Origin of the sequence: Streptomyces sp. NPDC059649 (genome assembly GCF_042734445.1) — a bacterium.
In the GTDB taxonomy this organism is placed as follows: domain Bacteria; phylum Actinomycetota; class Actinomycetes; order Streptomycetales; family Streptomycetaceae; genus Streptomyces.
In genome coordinates this window covers 165,808-179,502 of sequence record NZ_JBHWDV010000010.1, presented here as the reverse complement: position 1 = coordinate 179,502, position 13,695 = coordinate 165,808, and the positions used below count along the sequence as shown (strand labels likewise).

16 protein-coding genes and 1 pseudogene are annotated in these 13,695 nt (G+C 69.7%); 6 read left to right on the top strand and 11 right to left on the bottom strand.

The window, feature by feature from the left end; genetic code table 11:
* Positions 1 to 98: 98 nt before the first annotated feature.
* Positions 99 to 815, bottom strand: coding sequence for a DedA family protein (locus ACFV1J_RS15025; RefSeq protein WP_385857927.1), 717 nt, complete (start codon positions 813 to 815; stop codon positions 99 to 101).
* A 234-nt stretch (positions 816 to 1,049) separates the two neighbouring features.
* Between ACFV1J_RS15025 and ACFV1J_RS15020 the strand changes: the two genes are divergently transcribed.
* A complete protein-coding gene (locus tag ACFV1J_RS15020) occupies positions 1,050 to 1,418 on the top strand; it encodes a YbjQ family protein (RefSeq protein ID WP_385857925.1) in 369 nt (122 codons plus the stop codon).
* An 88-nt stretch (positions 1,419 to 1,506) separates the two neighbouring features.
* Here the strand turns inward: ACFV1J_RS15020 and ACFV1J_RS15015 are convergent, their stop codons facing one another.
* The gene (locus tag ACFV1J_RS15015) at positions 1,507 to 2,265 is read right to left on the bottom strand and encodes a MerR family transcriptional regulator (protein WP_385857923.1); all 759 of its coding nucleotides are present in this window, start codon (positions 2,263 to 2,265) and stop codon (positions 1,507 to 1,509) included.
* A gap of 115 nt (positions 2,266 to 2,380) precedes the next feature.
* Here ACFV1J_RS15015 and leuE point away from each other — a divergent pair, with 115 nt between their 5' ends.
* Positions 2,381 to 3,079 carry a leucine efflux protein LeuE gene (leuE, locus tag ACFV1J_RS15010; RefSeq protein ID WP_385857921.1) on the top strand — a complete coding sequence of 233 codons (699 nt, stop codon included), beginning with the start codon at positions 2,381 to 2,383 and terminating at the stop codon, positions 3,077 to 3,079.
* An 18-nt stretch (positions 3,080 to 3,097) separates the two neighbouring features.
* Here the strand turns inward: leuE and ACFV1J_RS15005 are convergent.
* Positions 3,098 to 3,314: pseudogene (locus tag ACFV1J_RS15005) on the bottom strand (hypothetical protein).
* A 166-nt stretch (positions 3,315 to 3,480) separates the two neighbouring features.
* Here ACFV1J_RS15005 and ACFV1J_RS15000 point away from each other — a divergent pair.
* The 3 genes from ACFV1J_RS15000 to ACFV1J_RS14990 all read left to right on the top strand — a co-directional run bounded on the left by ACFV1J_RS15000 (position 3,481) and on the right by ACFV1J_RS14990 (position 5,855).
* A complete protein-coding gene (locus ACFV1J_RS15000; RefSeq protein ID WP_385857919.1) occupies positions 3,481 to 3,702 on the top strand; it encodes a DUF397 domain-containing protein in 222 nt (73 codons plus the stop codon).
* 91 nt (positions 3,703 to 3,793) lie between these two features.
* Positions 3,794 to 4,423 carry an NAD(P)H:quinone oxidoreductase gene (gene wrbA / locus ACFV1J_RS14995; RefSeq protein WP_385857917.1) on the top strand — a complete coding sequence of 210 codons (630 nt, stop codon included), beginning with the start codon at positions 3,794 to 3,796 and terminating at the stop codon, positions 4,421 to 4,423.
* Positions 4,424 to 4,439: 16 nt separating this feature from the next.
* Entirely contained in the window at positions 4,440 to 5,855 is a 1,416-nt protein-coding gene (locus ACFV1J_RS14990) for a glutamate decarboxylase (protein WP_385857915.1), read from the top strand.
* Between the two features lie 129 nt (positions 5,856 to 5,984).
* On the opposite strand, the gene ACFV1J_RS14985 is transcribed toward ACFV1J_RS14990, so the two are convergent.
* From ACFV1J_RS14985 to ACFV1J_RS14970, 4 genes are all read right to left on the bottom strand, one after another.
* Positions 5,985 to 6,626 carry a PadR family transcriptional regulator gene (locus ACFV1J_RS14985; protein WP_385857912.1) on the bottom strand — a complete coding sequence of 214 codons (642 nt, stop codon included), beginning with the start codon at positions 6,624 to 6,626 and terminating at the stop codon, positions 5,985 to 5,987.
* A gap of 250 nt (positions 6,627 to 6,876) precedes the next feature.
* Complete coding sequence (locus tag ACFV1J_RS14980) at positions 6,877 to 7,431, bottom strand: DinB family protein (RefSeq protein ID WP_385857910.1); 555 nt, start codon at positions 7,429 to 7,431, stop codon at positions 6,877 to 6,879.
* A 704-nt stretch (positions 7,432 to 8,135) separates the two neighbouring features.
* On the bottom strand, positions 8,136 to 9,593 hold the full coding sequence (locus ACFV1J_RS14975) for an aldehyde dehydrogenase family protein (RefSeq protein ID WP_385857908.1): 1,458 nt from the start codon (positions 9,591 to 9,593) through the stop codon (positions 8,136 to 8,138).
* Positions 9,594 to 9,697: 104 nt separating this feature from the next.
* A complete protein-coding gene (locus ACFV1J_RS14970) occupies positions 9,698 to 10,561 on the bottom strand; it encodes a helix-turn-helix domain-containing protein (protein WP_385857906.1) in 864 nt (287 codons plus the stop codon).
* A 313-nt stretch (positions 10,562 to 10,874) separates the two neighbouring features.
* Between ACFV1J_RS14970 and ACFV1J_RS14965 the strand changes: the two genes are divergently transcribed.
* A complete protein-coding gene (locus ACFV1J_RS14965) occupies positions 10,875 to 11,369 on the top strand; it encodes an ATP-binding protein (protein ID WP_385857904.1) in 495 nt (164 codons plus the stop codon).
* Positions 11,370 to 11,585: 216 nt separating this feature from the next.
* Here the strand turns inward: ACFV1J_RS14965 and ACFV1J_RS14960 are convergent, their stop codons facing one another.
* From ACFV1J_RS14960 to ACFV1J_RS14945, 4 genes are all read right to left on the bottom strand, one after another.
* Positions 11,586 to 11,825 (bottom strand): DUF397 domain-containing protein, encoded by a 240-nt coding sequence (locus ACFV1J_RS14960; protein WP_385857902.1) that lies wholly within the window; start codon positions 11,823 to 11,825, stop codon positions 11,586 to 11,588.
* A gap of 105 nt (positions 11,826 to 11,930) precedes the next feature.
* Positions 11,931 to 12,134 (bottom strand): hypothetical protein, encoded by a 204-nt coding sequence (locus tag ACFV1J_RS14955; RefSeq protein WP_385857900.1) that lies wholly within the window; start codon positions 12,132 to 12,134, stop codon positions 11,931 to 11,933.
* A 156-nt stretch (positions 12,135 to 12,290) separates the two neighbouring features.
* Entirely contained in the window at positions 12,291 to 13,439 is a 1,149-nt protein-coding gene (locus ACFV1J_RS14950) for a CobW family GTP-binding protein (RefSeq protein ID WP_385857899.1), read from the bottom strand.
* A complete protein-coding gene (locus tag ACFV1J_RS14945) occupies positions 13,439 to 13,690 on the bottom strand; it encodes a type B 50S ribosomal protein L31 (RefSeq protein ID WP_385857896.1) in 252 nt (83 codons plus the stop codon). The genes ACFV1J_RS14950 and ACFV1J_RS14945 overlap by 1 nt, the downstream gene beginning before the upstream one ends.
* Positions 13,691 to 13,695: the final 5 nt, after the last annotated feature.

Here is a 13,695-nt window from a genome sequence, read left to right as displayed (position 1 = left end):
AGCCCACACACCAGCCCCCTCCGGCCCGTCCCCTCCCGTTGGGGGGAGAAGGGAAGGCCGGAGGGGGCTGGCGTCGGTGGTGAGGTGCGGCGTACCGGTCAGCGCTTGGCGTGACGGCCGCGGCGGGCCGGTTCGGCGGCCGTCGCCGTGGCACCGTGCGGGCGGGGGCCGGCCGGGGCGGCCGGGGCTTCCTTCTTCGCCTTGCCGCGGGCGCGCAGGAACTCGATCACGATCGGCACGACCGAGATCAGCACGATCGCGATCAGGATCATCTCGATGTTCTTGTGGACGAACGCGATATTGCCCAGCAGCGCGCCCATCACCGTCACCCCCGCACCCCACAGCGCGCCGCCGATGAGGTTGAAGGTGAGGAAGGGGCGGTAGTTCATCCGGCTGACGCCCGCGATGATCGGCGTGAACGTCCGGACGATCGGCACGAAGCGCGCCAGGATCAGCGACTTCGGGCCGTACTTCTCGAAGAATTCATGGCCCTTGACCACGTTCTCCTGCTTGAACAGCTTGGAGTCGGGCCGCTTGAAGAGCGACGGCCCCACCTTGCGGCCGAAGAGGTAGCCGGCCTGGTCGCCGAGGACCGCCGCGAGCACGATCAGTACGCACACCGCCCACAACGGCTGGGTGATCTTGTTCGTCGTGACCAGCAGACCGGTGGTGAACAGCAGCGCGTCGCCCGGCAGGAAGAAGCCGATCAGCAGTCCGGACTCCGCGAAGACGATGACCAGGACGCCGATCAGGCCGAACGTCGCGATCAGATAGTCCGGGTCCAGCCACTGGGGGCCGAGCGCGAGAGTATTCACGGGGTGAAGGCTCCTGGGTCGAGGGCGCCGGATCGTGCGGTGCGCGACGAGCTGGGGTACGAGCTGTGGACGGGCGCGGGCGCCGGGTGTCGGCCCAAAGCTATCAACGCCCCGCGGCCCCCCTTGGTTCCAGGCGCCCGCCCAGGCCCCGCCCCGCGCCCCACCCGACCGCTCCCCACCGCTGGCCGTGCCCCCGGACCCGGGTGATCCTGACCTCTGAGGAGGTGCGCACCGATGGGCATCGAGGATTACGGCGGCGGACAGCACGCACAGGCCGACGTCCTGGTGGTGACGACGAACGACGTCCCCGGGTTTCACGTGGAACGGGTCATCGGCGAGGTCTTCGGCCTCACGGTGCGCTCCCGCCACCTCGGCAGCCAGATCGGCGCCGGCCTGAAGTCACTGGTCGGCGGCGAGCTGCGGGGGCTGACCAAGACCCTCGTGGAGACCCGTAACCAGGCCATGGAGCGGCTGATCGAGCAGGCCCGCTCGCGCGGCGCGAACGCGGTGCTGATGTTCCGCTTCGACGTCACGGAAGCGGCGGACGTGGGCACCGAGGTGTGCGCCTACGGGACCGCCGTGGTGATCGCCCCCATGGGCTGAGCCGACGCCCCGGCCGTCGGGTGCCCGGACACGCGCCGTACGGACCGGGGCACCCGGCGGAGAACCGCGCTGCCCCGGCCCGTACGGATCACAGGTGGCGGACCGCGTTGGCCAGCATCGCGTCCCGCATGTACACGGCGAGCCCGGGCCGGATCGCCTCATAGGTGGCGGTGAACCGCTCATCGGCGACGTACATCTCGCCGAGCCCGGTGTGCATCTCGTAGGAGCATGCGTAATAGCCGCGGCCGATGAACTGCCGGTGCTCCTCCGCGACATCCATCGCCGCCTCCGAATCCGCCGGCACGCCCTGCGCGAGCAGATCGGCCATCCGGCGGTGGATGGCGTCGAATTCCGCCATCAGCCGCTTCCAGTCCTCCTTCGTGTACGCCGCCGTCCGGCGCTGCGACTCCTTGTAGGCGTCCGTCCCGCCCCAGCGCTCCTCCGCCTCCGCGGCATAGGCATCGGGGTCGAAATCCCCGAACACCTCGAACTTCTCCTCCGGTGTGAGCCGTACGTTCATCCTGCGTGCCTCCATGGCCTGTTCGACGGCCGCGGCCATTTCCTGGAGCTTGCCGATCCGCGCGCTCAGCAGATCGTGCTGGCGCCGCAGGTGTTCCTGCGGATCAGCGCCCGGATCGTCCAGGAGGGCCGCGACCTCGTCGAGCGGGAAGCCGAGCTCGCGGTAGAACAGGATCTGCTGCAGCCGGTCCAGGTCGTCGTCGCCGTAACGGCGGTGACCTGCGTGATTGCGCTCACCGGGGTGCAACAGCCCGATCTCGTCGTAGTGGTGCAAGGTGCGCACCGTCACCCCGGCGAAGGCCGCGACCTGCCCTACCGAATAGCTCACTTCCGCTCCCTTCTTCGGTACGCACTCCACGATGTGTCCTCACGCCGCGTGAGGTGCAAGTCCGGATCCTGAAAAGCGGTGGGGCCGCGGAATCGGGGGTGAGATCCTTCCGCCCATGCTGGGGATAACGGATCTGTCGACATATTTGGTCGGGCTCGCGCTGATCATTCTGCTGCCGGGGCCCAATTCGCTGTACGTCGTCTCGGTGGCGGCCCGGCGCGGCCCCCGGGTGGCGTACCGGGCGGCGGCCGGCGTGCTGTGCGGCGACACGGTGCTGATGACGCTCTCCGCGGGCGGCGTGGCCTCCCTGCTGCAGGCCAGCCCGGTCCTCTTCGGCATCGTCAAGTTCGCCGGCGCGGGCTATCTGACCTGGCTCGCGGTCGGGATGCTGCGCGGCGCCTGGGCACTGTGGCGCGGCCGCGAGGCGCGGCAGGCGACGCGCGACGCGGAGACGTCGGAACCGGCCGGTGCTGCTGCGACACCTGCGGCGTCGTCCCGCAAGGAAGCCGCCGAACGCCCCTACCGCCGCGCCCTGATCGTCAGCCTCCTGAACCCCAAGGCGATCCTCTTCTTCATCTCCTTCTTCGTGCAGTTCGTGGACCCGTCCTACGCCCACCCGGTGCTGTCGTTCCTGGCCCTGGGCGCCTGGGCCCAGCTGTTCAGCCTCACGTACCTGTCGATCCTGATCTTCAGCGGTACGTACCTGGCGGCCACCTTCCGCCGCCGCCGGCGCCTGACCGCGGGCCTGTCCGCGGGCGCCGGCGCGGCCTTCCTCGGCTTCGCCGCGAAGCTGTCCCTGGCCAGCGCGAGCTGAAGCCTTGTGCTTCCGCGGCTAACGCGCTGCCGCCTTGTGCAGCACATCCGTGAGCCGGCGGGCCGTCTCGGTGTTGCAGTTCCCGAGCGCGACCAGCGGCAGCGCGTAACTCCCCCGCGAGCCCCGGCAGATCGACGCCGAGCGACGGCAACGTGATGTCGTGGGCACGGAGGGCGGTCCGCAGCGCCTCGGTGCAGTCGTGGACGTCGTGGTCATGGTGGAAATGGCTGAGCATGGGCTGGGCACCCTTCCGTGCGCTGTGTGACGAATCCCTCACAGCGTGCCGCCAACGTGCGTAGCGCGGAAGGCAATTGGGTTGCGCCAGGCGACCCGACGAAACAGGTGGTGAACCATGCCTCCTCGCAAGGACCCCGACGAGGAAGCGGCAAGGGGATACAGAGATGAAGCCCAGCAACAAGCCTGACCTGCGTTCTGCGGTCTGGCGCAAGTCCAGCCACAGTAACCCCGACGGCGCCGACTGCCTCGAAGTCCGCGACGACCTCCCCGGCCTCGTCCCCGTCCGGGACAGCAAGGACCCGCACGGCCCGGTGCTCACCTTCGGCGCCCCGTACTGGTCCGCCTTCGTCGACGCCGTCAAGAACGGAACACTCGCCGACGCCTGAGCCATCAGGGCGGGCCGACCGGCCGACGGTACTGGCTACCCCCTCCTCATGCCCGTATGCCCGTATCGTCGGGCATGAGGAGGTATGCCGTATGCACCTGCCCGCGCACGACGTGCACGTCGCCGTCATCTACTACTCGTCGACCGGCACCATCGCCACGCTCGCCCAGTGGATCGCGGACGCCGCCGAGCACGCGGGCGCGGACGTACGGCTGCGGCGGACCGCCGAACTCGCGCCGCAGACGGCCATCGACGCCAACCCGGCGTGGGCGGCCAACGCCGAGGCCACCGCGGACATCCTGGAAGCCACCCCCGAGGACATGCTCTGGGCCGACGCGGTGATCTTCGGGACACCGACCCGGTTCGGGAACGTCAGCGCCCAGCTCAAGGAGTACCTCGACACCCTCGGCGGCCTCTGGCACCAGGGCAGACTGGCCGACAAGGTCTACAGCGGGTTCACCGCGAGCGCCACCCGGCACGGCGGGCAGGAGTCCACCCTGCTGGCGCTCTACCAGACCGTCCACCACTTCGGCGGCATCCTCGTCACTCCCGGCTACACCGACCCGGCCAAGTACCGGGACGGCAACCCGTACGGCACCTCCCACGTCGGCGGCCCGGACACCCCGCCCGACGAGGACGCGCGCACCGCCGCCCGTATCCAGGCGGAGCGCGTCGTGAAGTTCACCAAAGCCATCAAGCACGGCCTGGCGCCGGCAACATGACGCGAAGGGGCGACAGTTGACTCTGCACAAAGGCGCATCGAAGTCCGACGAGAAGCGCACCGCCGGCCCGGTCAACCCCTTCTACGGCGAGGCCGACCCGATCTCCGGCATGGAGACCTCGCCACCCCGCACGACCCTGCCCGACGGGCCGGTCGCCCCGCACACCGCCTACCAGTTCGTCCACGACGAGCTGATGCTGGACGGCAACGCCCGGCTCAACCTCGCCACGTTCGTCACGACCTGGATGGAGCCGCAGGCCGGGGTCCTGATGGCGGAGTGCCGGGACAAGAACATGATCGACAAGGACGAGTACCCGCGCACCGCCGAACTCGAACGGCGCTGCGTGGCGATGCTCGCCGACCTCTGGCACGCACCCGACCCGTCGTCCGCCGTCGGCTGCTCCACCACCGGGTCGAGCGAGGCCGGCATGCTCGCCGGGATGGCGCTCAAGCGGCGCTGGATGCGCCGCAACGCCGACCGCTACCCGGCCAACGCCCGCCCCAACCTCGTCATGGGCGCCAACGTGCAGGTCTGCTGGGACAAGTTCTGCAACTTCTGGGAGGTGGAGGCCCGCCTGGTGCCCATGGAGGGCGAGCGCTTCCACATGGACGCGGCCTCCGCGGCCGCACTCTGCGACGAGAACACCATCGGCGTCGTCGCCGTCCTCGGCTCCACCTTCGACGGCTCCTACGAGCCGGTGGCCGACATCTGCGCCGCCCTCGACGAGGTGCAGGAACGGACCGGCCTCGACATCCCGGTCCACGTGGACGGCGCGTCCGGGGCGATGATCGCGCCGTTCCTCGATCCGGAACTCGTCTGGGACTTCCGGCTCCCCCGGGTCGCCTCCATCAACACCTCGGGCCACAAATACGGCCTGGTCTACCCGGGCGTCGGCTGGGCGCTCTGGCGCGACATGGACGCCCTCCCGGAGGAACTGGTCTTCCGGGTGAACTACCTCGGCGGCGACATGCCGACCTTCGCCCTCAACTTCTCCCGGCCCGGCGCCCAGGTCGCCGCCCAGTACTACACCTTCCTCCGCCTCGGCCGGGACGGCTACCGCGCCGTCCAGCAGGCGACCCGCGACGTGGCCCGCTCCATGGCCGAACGCATCGAGGCACTGGGCGACTTCACCCTCCTCACCCGCGGCGACCAACTGCCCGTCTTCGCCTTCACCACGGCCGACCACGTCACCTCGTACGACGTCTTCGACGTCTCCCGCCGCATGAAGGAACGCGGCTGGCTGCTCCCCGCCTACACCTTCCCCCCGAACCGCGAGGACCTCTCCGTCCTACGGATCGTCTGCCGCAACGGCTTCTCCCACGACCTGGCCGACCTCTTCCTCACCGACCTGACGCAACTCCTCCCGGAACTCCGCCAACAGTCCGCCCCCCTGGACCGCCCGGAACGCCTGGCCACGGCATTCCACCACTAGGCGTTCAGGAAGCACCGCCCCGCACAGAAGGGGGTCGGACGGAAAGGGGATCGGACAGAAGGGGGTCGGTCAGAAAGAGGTCGGTCGGGGAGAGGTCGGTCGGGGAAAGGTCGGTCGGGGAAAGGTCGACTAACGCCGATCCCCGGGATGAGGCTCCCCCGTCGCGTACGGGTTCTCCTCGCCCTCGGCGAGCACCCCGACGAACGGCTCCCCCTCGCCGGCGAAAACGTACGCCCCGCCCTCGATCCGTTCGATCAGCCCGCGGGTCCACGCCGCACCGCTGTCCGCCGAGTGGACCCACAGGTTCATGATCTCGCCGATGTGGCCGAGCTGGCCCGGCCCCTCCTCCGGCGTGTAGTACTCGGTGACCGTGGACCGCCACTCCTCCAGCGCCCGCACCCTCTGCTTGAGCAGCGCCACCGCCTCGTCCCGCGGCAGGTCCACGACGAAACCGACGCCGGCGCTCAGCACATCGACCTTCTGGTCCGCCCGGGAGAGCGCCTCCCGCAACAGCGAGAAATACTCCGCCTCGCCCGCCTGGGTCAGCTCGTACTCGGTACGCGGCGGACCGCCGGCGGTGCTGGGCGCGATGTCGTGCGCAAGCAGCAGCCCTTGCTTGGCCATCTGCTTGAGGGCGTGGTAGATCGAGCCGGGCTTGGCGTTCGACCACTCATGGGCGCCCCAGTACTCCAGGTCGTTGCGCACCTGATAGCCGTGCGCCCGCCCGTGCTGCCGCACGGCGCCCAGTACCAGCAGCCGGATCGCCGACATCGCACCCCTCGCGTCCCTGTCACCTCGGCGCCACGTCGCCCGACGGCATGTCGCCTCGACGACACATCGCCTCGGCATCGCGGCCGGCCGGGCCGTCACCAGACGACGCCCGGACGACGCCCGACCCCTCACGACCACCCTAGAACGCCCACCGGACACCCTAGAACGCCCATCGGCACCCCGGAACGCAGGGGAACAGACGCCACGGACACCACGGACGCCGCAGCTCCCCCCTCTCCTCCCCTCCCCTCTACCCTTCCGTCCCGGCCTGCCGCCGCTCCTCGTCCACCAGCCCGAAGGCGGTCTTACCGTCCAGCGACTCCCGAATGATGTCCGCATGGCCGGCGTGCCGGGCCGTCTCCTCGATCAGGTGCAGCAGCAGCCAGCGCATCGACTGCCGGGCGTCCTTCGGGAACCACGGCGCCTCGGGCAGCGGGAACGTGTCGTTCAGGCTCGGCACGGACCGCACGAACTCCTCGGTCCGCCGGGCGACGTCATCCCAGAACTTCAGCACCCCGGCCACCGTCTCGCCGTCCACCAGCTGGAACGACAGGTGCCAGGTGTCCTGCGACCGCTCGACGGAGAACGGCCGCCCCTGCGCCGTCTCCACCCAGCCCTGCTCGGTCTCCGCAACGTGCTTGACCAGCCCGGCCAGCGACAGCTCACTCGCACTCGGCCGCTGGTTCGCCTGCTCGTCGGTCAGCCCCAGAACGGCCCTCCGCAGCCCGCCCCGCTGCGCCTCCAAAAAGGCCAGCAGCGCCCCGGTCTCGTCCCCATGAGCCTCAGCCAGAACATGAGTAGGCATGCCATCCACCTTCCACACCACACACCCAAGGACACCCGACCCAAACCGAGCCGCCGCCCTCCAACACCCCCAAAGCTAGCCCCCATAGCGGACAGGACGTGTCCTCTTTAAAACCCTCCTCCGCGGCGCCTCCCGGAGCGCCTTCCGCGGCCCCTCACGACACGCCTCGCCCCGCCCGCTTCGCCCACCCTCGAAGCCCGCACCGCCCCCCACTCCCCCACACTCCCCCACACACTTCAACTACTCTCTGCTACGCTCACGGGAACAAAACCACGCTCCGTAATCGTTGCCGGAAAAGAAGGAGGCAGCCCGGCCCGAAGGCACCCGCGCACCAACCCCACGCCCCCGACCCCGACCCACCCCGCCAACCGCCCCTAAACCAACGCAGCCCCGCACCACCCCGACGCCCAACTAGCCCGACGCCCAGCCCCTGCACCCGCCCCAACACCACACCCAGCCGCCAACCCGCCCCGACCGCCCCCACAGCCCCGCCGCACCCCTGCCACGCCGCACCGAGCCCCACCCGGCCGCAGCCCAGCCCCCGGCGCCCCACCCCGCCCGCACCCGCCCTCCCGCCCTCCCGCCCCCAAGAACCGAAACCCCAAGAGCAGGAGCCCCGGGAACGGAGACCCGAGGAACGGAACGCTAAGAACAGCAACCCCGAGAACGGAGACCCCGGGAACGGAACGCTGAGAACAGAACCCTCAGAACGGAAACGCCGACCGCCCATGCTGGATGGAGATCCACTTGGTGGTCGTGAAGGCCTCCACCATCGCGTCCCCGTTCAGCCGGCCGACCCCCGAGCTCTTCTCCCCGCCGAAGGGGACGATCGGCTCGTCGTGGACCGTGGCGTCGTTGACGTGGAACATCCCGGTGTCGATGCGCTTGGCGAACCGCACCCCGCGCTCGATGTCGCCGGTGTGCACCGCCCCGCTGAGCCCGTACGGCGTGGAGTTGGTGATCCGTACGGCTTCCTCCTCGCCGTCGAACGGGACGATCAGCGCGACCGGGCCGAAGATCTCCTGGGTGAGGAGCGGGGAGTCGTCGGGCAGGCCGCTCAGGACGCTCGGGGCGACGAGCGTGCCCCGGGTCTCACCGTGCAGCAGCGCCGAGGCGCCCTCGGCGACCGCGCGGTCCACGAGGGAGGCCACCGCCTCGGCCTGGCCCTCGTTGATCAGCGGGCCGATATGGGTCCCCGGGTCGGTGGGGTCGCCGACCTTGAGGGACGCCACCTTGGCGACGAACTTCTCGGTGAACTCGCGCTCGACGGCGCGGTCGACCAGGATGCGGTTGGCGGCCATGCAGACCTGGCCCTGGTGCACGAAGCGGCTGAAGACGGCGGCGTCCACCGCGTAGTCGACATCGGCGTCGTCGAGGACGACCAGCGCGCTGTTGCCGCCGAGTTCCAGGATCGAGTGCTTGAAGTGGGCGGCGGCGACCGTGGCGACATGGCGGCCGACCTTCTCCGAGCCGGTGAAGGAGATGGTCTTGGGCACCGGGTGGTCGATGAGCGCGTCGCCGATCTCGGCGATGTCGGTGACGACGACGTTGAGCACGCCGGCCGGCAGCCCGGCCTCCTCGAAGAGCTTGGCGACCAGCCCGCCGCCACAGATCGGGGTGTTCTGGTGCGGTTTGAGGACCACCGCATTGCCCAGCGCGATGGCCGGCGCGACGGACTTGATCGAGAGGAGGAAGGGGAAGTTGAAGGGGCTGATCACGCCGACGACGCCGACCGGCAGCCGGTAGAGGCGGTTTTCCTTGCCGTCGATGGGCGACGGCAGGATGCGGCCCTCGGCGCGCAGCGCCAGCTGGATCGCCTCGCGCAGGAATTCCCGAGCCAGGTGCAGCTCGAAGCCCACCTTGGTGCGCGTGCCGCCGACCTCGGCGGCGATCGCCTCGGACAATTCCTCCTCGCGGTCGTCGATGATCCGCAGGGCGCGTTCGAAGACCAGCCGCCGGGTGTACGGGTTGACCGCGCCCCATTCCCGTTGCGCGCGCTCCGCGGCACGGTAGGCCTGGTCGATTTCCTCGACCGTGGCGCAGGGTATGGAGGCCAGCTTCTCGCCGTTGTAGGGATTGAAATCGACGATGTCCCACGAGCCGCTTCCGGAGCGCCACTCACCGTCGATGAACTGATGGGCCAACTCGTCGAAGTAGGACATGCCATCCCGATCTGGAGAACAGGGCGCGTACGACGCCTAGTTGGGGGGTGCTGACTCCTGATGGGGCGCATCCTACCGACGCGTCACATGACTTGGGATAGACGTCACATAAGTTGGAGCAGACCACGCAAAAGGTCTCTGGTCTCAGCCGGACCGGGCCCCTCTTCCTGGAGCCGGTCCATCACCCGTGCGTATTGGGCCACTTCTTCGGGCTTGTCCACATACAGTGCACTGGTGAGCTGTTCCAGGAAGACGACGTCCGGGAGTCCCGATTCCTGGAATCCGAGCATGGTGAAGGCGCCGAATTCGCCCGCGTGCCCGCCCAGGCTGAACGGCATGACCTGGAGGCGCACATTGGGACGCTCGGAAACCTCGATCAGATGCCGCACCTGCTCGCGCATGACCTCGCGTTCGCCGTACGGACGGCGCAGCGCGGCCTCGTCGAGTACGCAGTGGAATTGCGCGGGCCGCTCGGCGACGAGCAGTTTCTGGCGTTCCATGCGCAGCGCGACCCGGCGCTCTATGTCGGCGGGCGAGGCGCCCGGCATACCGCGCCGGATGACGGCCTGGGCGTAGCTCTCGGTCTGCAACAGCCCGTGGACGAACTGGACTTCGTAGACGCGGATGAGCGAAGTGGCTCCTTCCAGGCCGACGTACGTCTGGAACCAGCTGGGTAGCACATCGGTGTAACTGTGCCACCAGCCCGCGACGTTGGCCTCGCGGGCGAGGGAGAGCAGCGCCTCGCGCTCCTGCGGATCGCTGACTCCGTACAGCACGAGCAGGTCCTCGACGTCGCGTGCCTTGAAGCTGACCCGGCCCAACTCCATCCGGCTGATCTTGGATTCGGACGCACGGATCGAGTAGCCGGCTGCCTCGCGGGTTATTCCACGGGATTCACGCAGGCGGCGAAGCTGCGACCCGAGCAGGATCCGCCGCACCACCGACCCGCTCGACTCACTTGCGGACACCTCTCTGACCCTCCTGTGACCCACCCCGTCCAATGGTGGGCCGCAGTCTGCCACGTTCAGGCTTCGTTGAGTGCTCATCCGGTTACTGATATGAGCCGCTTCCGCAACCCCTCCACAAGAACCGGTGGCGATAATTGCCACCAAACCGTGTCGGTCCCGCCCAATCGCGGCACGTGCACGTGCATCTGCCCTTGCATCTGTCTCGCACATTGGGAACGATAGGCGGCGCACGCATGCACGCTCGTGAAAGATCCGCCAGATCCGGCCGAACCGGCCAGGGTCATGACGTCCGCGAACGCCAGGAGTGCCTCGCATGGGGACCAAGGTTTTGACCATGCTCGAGCCGTTATGGCAGGGCTTTCCTCCCGTCGACCCGCTGGCCGTCTCCGGATCCGCGTCGTGCACCCTCCCCCCGCGGTACGAATCGGTGCGCTCCGCACGGAAGTTCACCCGTGACACGCTGCAGGGCTGGGAGCTCGACGAGCTTTTCGACTCGGTCGCGCTGGTGGTGTCCGAACTCGTCACCAACGCCCTGAGGCATGCGATCCTCGCCGCCCCCGAGCACGCCGACGCCACTCCGCCCGCCCGGCTCCATCTGATGCGCTGGTCACAGCGGCTGGTCTGTGCGGTACGGGACCCCAGCGACGACTCACCGGTGGCCGGCGAGGCGGATTCCGCCGCGGACTCGGCGTCCGAATCGGGGCGCGGGCTCTATCTGGTGGACTCGTTCAGCGACAGTTGGGGCTGGCACCCGCTCTCCGGCGTCACCCACGGCAAGATCGTGTGGGCGCTGTTCCGGCTGCCGTAGCCGGCCGTGCCCGCCACCCTTCGTACAACGAGGAGCGCCCGTCCTTCCGGCGGGCGCTCCGTGCACTTCCGACGGGCCCTCTGTGCATATGCAGTTGCCGACCAGGCATATGCACGTGCCGATGCCGCCCAAGCGCCGCCCAGCCCCGCACCCCCTTGGCCCGCAGTCCCTCGGCCCGCGATCCCGCAGCCGCTCGGCCCCCAGTGCGGCGGCCGCTCAGTCCCGGACGAGGTGGTCGAACTCCCCGTCCTTGACGCCGAGCAGCATGGCCCGTACCTCGGCCGGGGTGTAGACGAGCGCCGGGCCGTCCGGGAAGCGGGAGTTACGGACCGCGATCTCACCGCCGGGAAGTTTGGCGAACTCCACGCAGGAGCCCTGGGAGTTGCTGTGCCGGCTCTTCTGCCAGGTCACGCCATGGAGATCCGTTGCGGCCATGCCGTTGTATGCGTGGAGCACAGGGCTCTCCCGGTGAGAAATGGTGTCAACTGCCCGGGATCATAGCTGCGTTCACATGCCGATGCATGCGCAGATGCACGTGCACGACAACGGGTGCCGTTCCCGTCACAGCTTGTCGAGCACCTGTCCCAACCGCTCCCCCACCATCGATCGCCGGCCGCCGCCCGTGATGCGGTGCGCCGGTACCTGGTACGGATCGTCCGGGCCGAAGCCCTCATGGACGAGGAAGAGACGTGCGCCACGCCCTTCGGGTTCCAGGGCCGTCGACCCCGCGGCAGGCTCGTAGCGATGCCTACGGCCGGTAGCCATGCCCTGGTAGCGATGCCCTACGGCCAGCCGAAAATCGCCGGGGCCTCAGCCACTGGACGCTCACCTCGGGTAAGGGAGCGGCGCCAGCCCGGACGGCGTGACGTACAGCGGGCCACCGCTGCGCCCCCACTGGCTACGCATCGGCACCACGTAGCGCTACGACACCGGGTCGAGGAGCTCGTCGAAGGCGGTCGGCAGGCTCTTCCAAGCCGGTGGGCCGCCCGCGTACTCGGCGTCGGTGAGCAGGCAGGAGTCCAGGAGGGACGTGAGCCGCTCGCGGTCGAGTCCCGGGGAGGTGAAGACCAGGTGCTGGGCGCGGTCCCCGTGCTCGGGGTGCCAGTCGAGTGCGGCGGCCGCGCGGCGCATCGGCGGCACCATCTCCCAGGCGGCGTCCGGGAGTGCGGCCAGCCAGGGCCCGGCGTTCTCGACGCAGAGCGCTCCGCCGGCCGCGTCCCAGGAGAGCAGGGTGTCGGGCCGGTCGGCCAACCAGAAGCGGCCCCGGCTGCGCGCGGCCGCACAGGTCAGGTCCTCCAGCGCGGTGTGGAGCCGCTCGGGGTGGAAGGGCCGGGTGTGCCGCCATACGAGGGTGCTGACGCCGTCCGCGTCGGCCTCCTGGGGGAGCAGCGCGCAGGCCGGGTGCTGGCGGGCGGCGGCCGCCTCGATGTCGAAGCCGGCCGTGGCGGCGGCCGCCAACTGGTCGGATGCCACGGGTACTTGGTGGGCGGTGGGGTGCAGTTGGGCGAGGAGTGCCAGGTCGGCGGGCTCGGCGGGCTCGTCGCCGGTGGCGAGTGCCAGCACGGGTGCGTATTCCAGCTGTCGGGCCCAGGTGTCGGCGACCGTGCGCCGGTCGGTCGCCGCGGCGGCGAGTCCGGCCTCGGTGAGGTCGTCGCCGCAGCCGAGGTAGGGCAGCAGCAGTGCGGGGTCGACGGCGGTGATCACCTGCGTCAGCGTGAGGTTCTCGCTGCCGCAGGAGGTGATGACCTCGGCCATCGCCTTGGGTTCGACGGAGTCCCAGAGTTCGACGACCGCCAGCCGGCAGGTGCGGCCGGCGGCCAGTCGTTCCAGTGCGGGCACCAGGTCCTCGCGCAGGGCGCAGCAGGCGCAGTCGTTGACCAGCGGTGCTTCGCCGGTGACGAGGGTGCCGCCGGCGTCGCGGACGGTGCGGCGGACGGTGCCGTCGGTGGCCGACGCGAGGTCGTGGTGGAGGGCGATGCTGCCGGGGACGGAGTGCAACAGCCGCTCGACGGTGGCCCGCCGGGCGTCCGCGTGCAGTCCGCCCACCAGCGCGACGTTCAGCCGGTCCATCAGCGGGCCCGCTTGCCGTAACGCCGCTCGAACCGCTCGACGCGGCCGGCGGTGTCCAGCACCCGGGCGGTGCCCGTGTAGAAGGGGTGGCTCGCCGAGGAGGTCTCGACGTCGATGACGGGGTAGGTGTGGCCGTCCTCCCACTCGATGGTCTTGCCGCTGGTGGCGGTGGACCGGGTGAGGAAGGCGTGGTCGGCGGCCCGGTCGCGGAAGACGACCGGCCCGTAGGCGGGGTGGATTCCGTGCTTCATGGGGC

Bases quoted from the DNA above. Each gene is read 5' to 3' on its own strand.
- ACFV1J_RS14945 (WP_385857896.1), bottom strand. From the start codon at position 13,690: ATGAAGCACGGAATCCACCCCGCCTACGGGCCGGTCGTCTTCCGCGAC.
- ACFV1J_RS14965 (WP_385857904.1), top strand. From the start codon at position 10,875: ATGGGGACCAAGGTTTTGACCATGCTCGAGCCGTTATGGCAGGGCTTT.
- ACFV1J_RS15020 (WP_385857925.1), top strand. From the start codon at position 1,050: ATGGGCATCGAGGATTACGGCGGCGGACAGCACGCACAGGCCGACGTC.
- leuE (WP_385857921.1), top strand. From the start codon at position 2,381: ATGCTGGGGATAACGGATCTGTCGACATATTTGGTCGGGCTCGCGCTG.
- ACFV1J_RS14980 (WP_385857910.1), bottom strand. From the start codon at position 7,431: ATGCCTACTCATGTTCTGGCTGAGGCTCATGGGGACGAGACCGGGGCG.
- wrbA (WP_385857917.1), top strand. From the start codon at position 3,794: ATGCACCTGCCCGCGCACGACGTGCACGTCGCCGTCATCTACTACTCG.
- ACFV1J_RS15000 (WP_385857919.1), top strand. From the start codon at position 3,481: ATGAAGCCCAGCAACAAGCCTGACCTGCGTTCTGCGGTCTGGCGCAAG.
- ACFV1J_RS14955 (WP_385857900.1), bottom strand. From the start codon at position 12,134: ATGGCTACCGGCCGTAGGCATCGCTACGAGCCTGCCGCGGGGTCGACG.
- ACFV1J_RS14950 (WP_385857899.1), bottom strand. From the start codon at position 13,439: ATGGACCGGCTGAACGTCGCGCTGGTGGGCGGACTGCACGCGGACGCC.
- ACFV1J_RS14985 (WP_385857912.1), bottom strand. From the start codon at position 6,626: ATGTCGGCGATCCGGCTGCTGGTACTGGGCGCCGTGCGGCAGCACGGG.
- ACFV1J_RS14975 (WP_385857908.1), bottom strand. From the start codon at position 9,593: ATGTCCTACTTCGACGAGTTGGCCCATCAGTTCATCGACGGTGAGTGG.